A 6,676-nucleotide genomic window follows, 5' to 3' on the forward strand; every position below is an offset into this window, starting at 1 on the left:
CGCGGGGACGGCATCGCACGGGGGAGAAGGAGGAGGGGAAGGGGGGGAAGGGGGAGACGCGCGGACGCGGGGGCAGGAGGAGGCGGAGGCAGTGCCCCGGAGGCAGGGACCGGTGGCGCGGGCCGACGGAACCGGGGGCGGAGGCGGGCGGCGGGCGCACCGGCCGTCAGGCGGTGCGCGCCTCGGCCGCGCGGCGTGCGCGCAGCTCCTCCTCCGTCGTCCCGTGCCGCCAGTAACCCACGAACGTCACGTCGCACTTGGGCACGTTCCGCTCCCGCACGAGCAGCCGGCGCAGTGACGTCACCGCGCCCGACTCGCCGGAGAGCCACGCGTAGGGCCGGGTGCCGCGGCGGGGCGCTGCCCGCAGCGCCGCGAGGGCCCGCTCACCGCGCCGGGCCTCCGGCGCCTCCTCGCCCACCAGCCAGGCGATGCGCGCGTCCGCCGCCGTGTACAGCGGCCTTCGGTCTCCGATGCGGGGCACGTCGATCCACACGTCGGCCGCGATCCCCGGCGGCAGCGCGGCCAGCACGGACTCCGCGGCGGGCAGGGCCGTCTCGTCCGCCCAGATCACGACCGAGTCGGCGTGGGCGGGCAGCCGGAAGCGCACCGCCCCGTTGTCGGCCACGCGCGGGCCGAGGACGACGACCCGGTGTCCCGGCGCTGCCTGCGCGGCCCAGCGGGACGCGGGCCCCAGGTCGCCGTGCAGGACGAAGTCGATGTCGATCTCCTCCGGCCGCCCGGGCGCGCGGCGGAACTCCCGCAGCGTGTACGAGCGCATCACCGCGCGCTCGTCCTCGTCGATCGCCCGGAACGCGGCCCACCAGCCGTCGCCGTGCTCCCGGGGCAGCACCGGGTCGCTCTGCCCCGGCCGGGGCAGGAACACCGACAGGCTCTGGTCGAGGCCCAGCGAGGCGAAGTGCTCCAGGTCCGCGCCGACGAACGTCACGCGGCGCGTGGACGGCCCGACCTGGCGGGTGCGGGCGACGGTCGCCTCGAAGAAGCGATAGGGGCTGAGGGCCGCGGTGAGCGTCGTCGTCATGTCAGCTCACCTTCTTCGCCTTCTCGATGGCCTGCGCGAGCGCGTCGAGGACCGGCGCGCACTGCGCGTACGAGTAGATGGGCTCCGTCACGCGCGGGACGACCTGCCCCGCCTTGACCGCGGGAAGCTGCGCCCAGGTGGGCCTGCCGGAGAGCGCGGAGGGCTGGAGCGCGGAGGAGCGGTTGTCCATCATGATGATGTCGGCCTTGTACTTGCCGACGTTCTCCCAGCTCAGGTCCTCGAAGTAGCCCTGCGAGTCGACCTTCGGCGTCACGAATTTCACGCCGAGCTGCTGGTAGTAGGCGGTGTCCGCGGACATCTTCGCGAGCGACACGTAGAACAGGTCCTGGCTCGCGGAGCCGATCAGCACCGTGATCTCGGGACGGGCCTTCGCGGCGGCCCGCAGGCGCGCGGCGGCCTTCTCGAAGGCGGCCTTCGCGTCCGTGACCTTCTTCGCCTTCAGGTCGGCGCCGAGGGAGGCGGCCAGGTCCTCGTGGCGCTGGATGGCCTTCGGGACGGTGGTCTGCGAGGCCTCCAGGGCCACCACCGGGGCGAGCTTCGTGATCTGCGCCTTGGACTTGTCCGGCACGTACCAGAGCTCGCCCTTCTGCCACTGCTCGGTGACGAGCAGGTCCGGCGCGAGGGCGGCGTACTTCTCGACGTTGAACTCGCCGTAGACGTTGCCGAGGACCGTGACCTTGTTCACGTCCAGGTCGCCGGCCTGCACGTCGGGCGAGCCGTCCTTCTTCTTGGTCGGCCCGAAGACGCCCTTGACCTCGATGCCGTAGTCGTGGAGCGCCGCGGCCGTCCCGATGAACGCGACGATCGTCTTCGGCGTGGAACCGGCCTTCGCCGTCACGCCCCGGTCGTCCTTGAAGGACCAGGGACCGCTCTTCGCCGTGCCGCCGCCGTTCGACGAGGTGCTTTTCCCGCTGTCCCCGCTGCTTCCGCTCTTGCCGCCGCAGGCGGCCAGGGCCGCGCCGAGGCCGAGGGCGCCGCCCGCGGCGAGCAGGCCGCGGCGTCCCACGGGGGAGGCGGTACGGATGTCGGGCATGGCGGTGTCCCGCTTTCGTCGCGCCGGTCCGGGTACACGCGAGGCCAGGACCGGCTGATGAGCACGTTCCAGACAGGTTAGCCTAACCTTCCTTGGCTATCGACCCCCGGCCCCCGCCCCGGCGCGGCCGGCGCGTGCGGGAGCCGCGGGCAGGCAGCCGCGGGCAGGCAGGCGCGGGCGGGGCGGGGATCGGCCGCAGGTCCGGCACGCCCCGCGCGGGGACGGCGATCCCCTTCTGCGCCCCGGGCCGCTGCCCGTAACCTGGCGCGATGCCCCGTCGTCACGACAAACCCCGCAGGCTGGTGGCCGACGGCCGTGAGTACATGTGGACGGTGCGGCACAGCCACCGCAAGGACGCCGCCGGACGGCCCGTGGACTGCCGCCAGACCCTCACGCTGAGCCCCCGGCCCGCGGGGAGCGGCCGGTTGCGCATCGTCTTCGCCGAGGGCCCCGACCGGTACGTCCCCGGCGGGGCGCCCCTCGGCTCCGGGGACGTGGGCTTCATCCGCGGCTCCGGCCTGAACCTGCACGAACCGGGCGCCGCCCGCGCGTTGCTCGACGCGGCCCGCGAGGCCGGGTGGGAGGACGGGGGCGGCGGCTTCGCGGAGATGGACGGCTGGTCCCTCCTGGACGCGGCCGCGGCGAAGCGGGCCGAGGCGGCGGGCGACGGGTAGCCGGGCCCGCGCCCGGCCGCACCCTCCCCGCGGGCGGGGCGTGTTGCTGCCTCCGACGCGGCGCTCGCGGGGTACGCCTCCCCCGCTCGCGTCACGGCCCCGCGGTCGAACGCGACCCGGGCCCGTGCGGCCAGGGAACACCGGCGAGGGAGCACGTCTGTGTCCCGGCGCGGCGGAACCTACGGTTTGTGGGTCACCCAGAGGAGTTCCGCCGGCCAGCGGTGTGCCCAGTCGGGCGGGTCGGTTTCGTTGTATCCGTTGGATGTTCCGAGGTCGGGCCGCGGTTCGACGAGGTCGTCGATGACGAGACCCGCCCCGCGCAGCACGCGGACCCAGTCGCCGTAGGTGAGCTGATAGCTGGTCGCGCCGTCGCCCTCGGCGACGGCGTCCAGCCCGAAGTAGTCCCGCCGCAACGTCGTGGTCACGCGGCCGGCGGCCTCGTCGTAGCAGGCTTCGAACCACGGGGCGGCGACGTTGAACACCAGGCGTCCACCCCTGCCCAGGACGCGGGCGGCCTGCGGGACGGCCCGCCGCGGGGGAGCCCAGCTGAGCCCGCCGAAGTCGCAGAACACCAGGTCGAAGCTGCCGTCGGCGAACGGGAGCCGCTCGGCGGCGCCTTGCACCAGCGCGTACCGGGCCGCCCCCATCGCGCGGGCCGCTGCCTTGAGTTGGGCTTCGGACAGGTCCAGCCCCACCACGGTGGCGCCCTCGGCGGCGAGCGCCCTGGACCACTGGCCGGCGCCGCAGCCGAGTTCGAGGACGCGTTGACCGGTGACGTCGCCCAGGGCGTTCAGACGCGCGTCCGGGACGGAGTACATGCCCCACAGCCGGGGTGCGGCGCCGATCTGCGGGTCGTGCTCGTGCTGGTAGGCGCTGCTGATCCGGTTCCAGAGCCGCCGGTTGGCGGGGATGCTGTCCACCGTGCCGACTCCAGCACCGGGCGCCCGGCGCGGTCAACACCATGGGGACACCGGTCGGCCCCGGCCCTGGCCTTCGGCCTTGCCCGGTCCCGGATCGGCCCGGCCTCCACGGGCCCCGCCGCCGTAAGCCCCGCCGCCGCCCGGTGGAGACCATCCGCCCGCGCGGCCCGTCCGGCTCGGGCGGCGTCCCCGCGAAGGGGCGCGCCGCCCCACCCGGCCCGCTCAGCCCGTCAGTCCCAGCTCCCGGGCGATCAGCATGCGCTGCACCTCGCTCGTGCCCTCGCCGATCTCCAGGATCTTCGAGTCGCGCCACATCCGGGCCACGGGGAACTCGTTCATGAATCCGTAGCCGCCGTGGATCTGCGTGGCGTCGCGCGCGTTGTCGACCGCGACCGTGGACGAGTACAGCTTCGCCATCGCGGCCTCCTTCTTGAAGGGCGCGCCCTTCACCAGGCGGGACGCCGCGTCGCGCCAGCCGACCCGGGCCATGTGCGCCCTGGTCTCCATGTCGGCGATCTTGAACTGGATGGCCTGGTTCTCACCGATCGCCCGGCCGAAGGCGTGGCGCTCCCGGGCGTAGGCCACGGACTGGTCGACGCAGCCCTGCGCGAGGCCCGTGGCGAGCGCCGCGATCGCGATGCGGCCCTCGTCCAGGATGCGCAGGAACTGCGCGTAGCCGCGGCCCTCCTCGCCCAGCAGGTTGGCCGCCGGGACCCGCACGTCGGCGAAGGACAGCTCCCGGGTGTCCGAGGCGTTCCAGCCGACCTTGGAGTACTGCGGCGCCACCGTGAAGCCGGGCGTGCCCGACGGGACGATGATCGACGAGATGAGGGGCTTGCCGCTCTCGGAGCGGCCGGTGACGGCCGTGACCGTGACGAGCCCGGTGATGTCGGTGCCCGAGTTGGTGATGAAGCACTTCGTGCCGTTGACGACCCACTCGTCGCCGTCGCGCACGGCGGTCGTGCGCGTGCCGCCCGCGTCCGAGCCGGCGCCCGGCTCCGTGAGGCCGAACGCGCCGAGCATCTCGCCCGCGCACAGCCTCGGCAGCCACTCGCGCTTCTGCTCCTCGGTGCCGAAGCGGAAGACGGGCATGGCACCCAGCGAGATGCCCGCCTCCAGGGTGATGGCCACCGACGAGTCGACGCGGGCCAGTTCCTCCAGCGCCACGCACAGCGCCAGGTAGTCGCCGCCCATGCCCCCGTACTCCTCGGGGAACGGCAGCCCGAACAGGCCCATGCGGCCCATCTCGCGGACGATCTCGTACGGGAACTCGTGCCGCTCGTAGAAGCCGCCGATCTTCGGGGCGACCACGTCGTGGGCGAACTCCTCGACCGTCCGGCGGAGTTCCTCGTGTTCCTCGGAAAGCGTGTGGTCCAGGGACATCGCGTCGTTCACCCCTTGTGGGTCAAGGCCCGTACGGTACGGGAGGGACTGGGCCGGCCGAGCCGGTCGGCCATCCAACTGCTGGTGGCGACCAGCGCGTCGAGGTCGACGCCCGTCTCGATGCCGAGTCCTCGCAGCATCCAGACGAGGTCCTCGGTGGCGAGGTTGCCGGTGGCGCTCCTGGCGAACGGGCAGCCGCCGAGGCCGCCCGCAGACGCGTCGACGGTGGTGACCCCGTGCTGGAGTGCCGCCAGCGTGTTCGCGAGGGCCTGCCCGTAGGTGTCGTGGAAGTGCACGCCGATCACATGGGTCGGCACGCCCTCCTCGTTCAGTTCGGCGAGCAGGTTCTGCACATGGCCCGGTGTGGCGACGCCGATGGTGTCGCCGAGGGACAGCTCCTCGCAGCCGAGGTCCGTCAGGGCCTTCGCCACCCGCACCACCTGGTGGACGGGGACCGGCCCCTCCCAGGGGTCGCCGAAGCACATCGACAGGTAGCCGCGCACGTGCATCCCCTGCTCGCGCGCCCGCGCGACGACCGGCCCGAACATCGCGAGGGACTCGTCGACCGTGCGGTTGAGGTTGGCCCGCGCGAACGACTCCGACGCGCTCGCGAACACCGCGACGCGCCGGACGCCGAGTTCCAGGGCGCGGTCCAGGCCGCGCGCGTTGGGCACGAGGACCGGCAGAGCCACCTCCAGGAGGTCCTTCAGCATCGGGAACAGCTGCTCGGCGTCGGCCAGTTGAGGCACCCACTTCGGATGCACGAAGCTGGTCGCCTCGATCGTCGTGAGGCCCGCCGCCGCCAGGCGGTGGATGAACTCGGCCTTCACCTCGACCGGTACGACGGCGGACTCGTTCTGCAGGCCGTCGCGCGCGCCCACTTCGTGGATGCGCACGCGCGGCGGCAGGCCCTCGGAGGCCACCGCCATGGGCAGGCCGGCCGTCCGGCCGGCGCCCGCGGCCCCGCCCCCGGCGTCCGTCGCCCCGCCGGATCCCGCTTCCTCGCTCATGACTCCTCCTCGGGTGTGACGACGGCCAGCACCTGGTCCATGGCGACCGTCGAGCCCGGCCGCACGTCGAGTTCGGTGACGGTGCCGGCGTACGGGGCGGAGACGACGTGCTCCATCTTCATCGCCTCCACGACCAGGAGGCTCTGCCCGGCCTCGACCGTGTCGCCGCTCGCGACCTTCACGACCGTGACCGTGCCGGGCATCGGCGCCGTCAGCGATCCCTGGCCGAGCGCGGCGCCCGAGCGCCCCGCCTCGACGGGGTCGTGGTCGCGCAGCTCCCAGCTGTCGCCGTCGCGGCCGAGCCACACCCCGTCCGGGGTGCTCGCGCACGCGAACCGGTGGACCGTGCCCGCGTACTCCGTCCCCGTGTACGCCGGGGACCCGTCGGCCCCGGGCCCGCCGCCGTCCACGAGCCGCGCCGCCACCGGCGCCTCCGCGTCGCCGACCCGCACCTCGCCGCCGCGCACCCGCACCGTCACGGGCTCCTCGCCGGGGACACGGAAGTGGTACGGCACCCATGCGGGCGTTCCGCCGAGCCGCCAGCCGTCGGCCGCCGCGAACGGGTCCCGCCACCCGGCCCCGTCCGTGCCGCCCCC

The 6,676-nt window shown here is 74.1% G+C and carries 7 protein-coding genes; 1 reads left to right on the forward strand and 6 read right to left on the reverse strand.

Features of this window, described 5'->3' with window-relative positions; translation table 11 throughout:
• Positions 1 to 166: 166 nt before the first annotated feature.
• Both L1885_RS20795 and L1885_RS20800 read right to left on the reverse strand, forming a co-directional pair.
• Positions 167 to 1,039 carry a siderophore-interacting protein gene (locus tag L1885_RS20795; RefSeq protein WP_235798681.1) on the reverse strand — a complete coding sequence of 291 codons (873 nt, stop codon included), beginning with the start codon at positions 1,037 to 1,039 and terminating at the stop codon, positions 167 to 169.
• 1 nt (position 1,040) lies between these two features.
• Complete coding sequence (locus tag L1885_RS20800) at positions 1,041 to 2,093, reverse strand: ABC transporter substrate-binding protein (RefSeq protein ID WP_235798682.1); 1,053 nt, start codon at positions 2,091 to 2,093, stop codon at positions 1,041 to 1,043.
• Positions 2,094 to 2,362: 269 nt separating this feature from the next.
• On the opposite strand from L1885_RS20800, the gene L1885_RS20805 reads away from it, so the two are divergent.
• Entirely contained in the window at positions 2,363 to 2,767 is a 405-nt protein-coding gene (locus L1885_RS20805; RefSeq protein ID WP_235798683.1) for a hypothetical protein, read from the forward strand.
• Between the two features lie 179 nt (positions 2,768 to 2,946).
• Here the strand turns inward: L1885_RS20805 and L1885_RS20810 are convergent, their stop codons facing one another.
• The 4 genes from L1885_RS20810 to L1885_RS20825 form a co-directional block, all read right to left on the reverse strand.
• Positions 2,947 to 3,687 (reverse strand): class I SAM-dependent methyltransferase, encoded by a 741-nt coding sequence (locus tag L1885_RS20810; RefSeq protein WP_235798684.1) that lies wholly within the window; start codon positions 3,685 to 3,687, stop codon positions 2,947 to 2,949.
• Between the two features lie 222 nt (positions 3,688 to 3,909).
• Positions 3,910 to 5,070, reverse strand: a complete 1,161-nt coding sequence (locus tag L1885_RS20815) for an acyl-CoA dehydrogenase family protein (protein WP_235798685.1) — start codon at positions 5,068 to 5,070, stop codon at positions 3,910 to 3,912.
• Positions 5,071 to 5,078: 8 nt separating this feature from the next.
• Entirely contained in the window at positions 5,079 to 5,999 is a 921-nt protein-coding gene (locus L1885_RS20820) for a hydroxymethylglutaryl-CoA lyase (RefSeq protein ID WP_235798686.1), read from the reverse strand.
• A 77-nt stretch (positions 6,000 to 6,076) separates the two neighbouring features.
• Positions 6,077 to 6,676 (reverse strand): acyl-CoA carboxylase biotin carboxyl carrier protein subunit (locus L1885_RS20825; RefSeq protein ID WP_308117365.1); only part of this gene is annotated, 600 nt, incomplete at its 5' end.

Origin of the sequence: Streptomyces fuscigenes (assembly GCF_021556455.1) — a bacterium.
Lineage (GTDB): Bacteria > Actinomycetota > Actinomycetes > Streptomycetales > Streptomycetaceae > Streptomyces > Streptomyces fuscigenes.